The sequence below is a fragment of the Roseateles sp. P5_E11 genome, assembly GCF_054049355.1.
Genome location: NZ_JBFUMO010001144.1, coordinates 1 through 742 on the forward strand (window position 1 = coordinate 1; position 742 = coordinate 742).

General features: G+C 65.8%; 2 protein-coding genes. Both read right to left on the minus strand.

Features of this window, described 5'->3' with window-relative positions; genetic code table 11:
• The coding region (locus ACXJKR_RS33970) for a DUF3429 domain-containing protein (RefSeq protein WP_457326609.1) at window positions 1-299 on the minus strand (299 nt) is incomplete at its 3' end.
• An 11-nt stretch (window positions 300-310) separates the two neighbouring features.
• On the minus strand, window positions 311-742 hold a 432-nt coding region (locus ACXJKR_RS33975), incomplete at its 5' end, for a DsbC family protein (protein WP_457326610.1).

Here is a 742-nt window from a genome sequence, read left to right on the forward strand (position 1 = left end):
CCGCCATGCAGAGCCAGGCCCGCATAGGCCGGCATTACCACACCCAGCCAGCCCAGCAGCACGGCGCTGATGCCCCAGACCAGGGGCTGACGCCCAGGCAGGCCACGTGCAAAGGACAGGCCCCAGTGGATGCCGCCGAGAAAGGCAATGACCAACCCGGCATACGCTGACATCCCGACGCTCACAAACGTGTGCTGATCGAGGTCACGGTCGCCGATCAGCCAGATCAGGGCGCATCCGAGCATGAAGGGAACGAGGCCGGCGTAGCCCAACCGATGCGCGAGCTCGCGGCGATCCACGCTCATCGGATTCAGGATTTGCTGGCCGGCGCGGCCAGGGCTTGCAGGCGCTTCTCCAACTCCACCGGACCGACGGCACCAGGGATGCGATTGCCGTCCTCCAGCAGGATGGCGGGCGTACCGTTCACATGGATCTTGCGCGACAGCGCGAGGTTGCGCTCGATGGCGGCGTCGTCGCAGGAAGCCGGTGCCTTGGCCGGCTGCTCGCCCTTGAGCATCCAGCCGAGCCAGGCATTGGCGTTGTCCTTGGCGCACCAGATCGCACGCGTCTTCTCGGGAGAGTCGCCGCCAAGGATGGGGATGAGGAAGGTATAGACCGTCACGTCCTTGAGCTCCTGCAGGCCCTTCTCGAAGCGCTTGCAGTAGCCGCAGTTGGGGTCGGCGAAGACGGCGATCCGGCGCTTGCCGCTGCCGTTCTTCCACACCAGCGCATCCTTGAATGG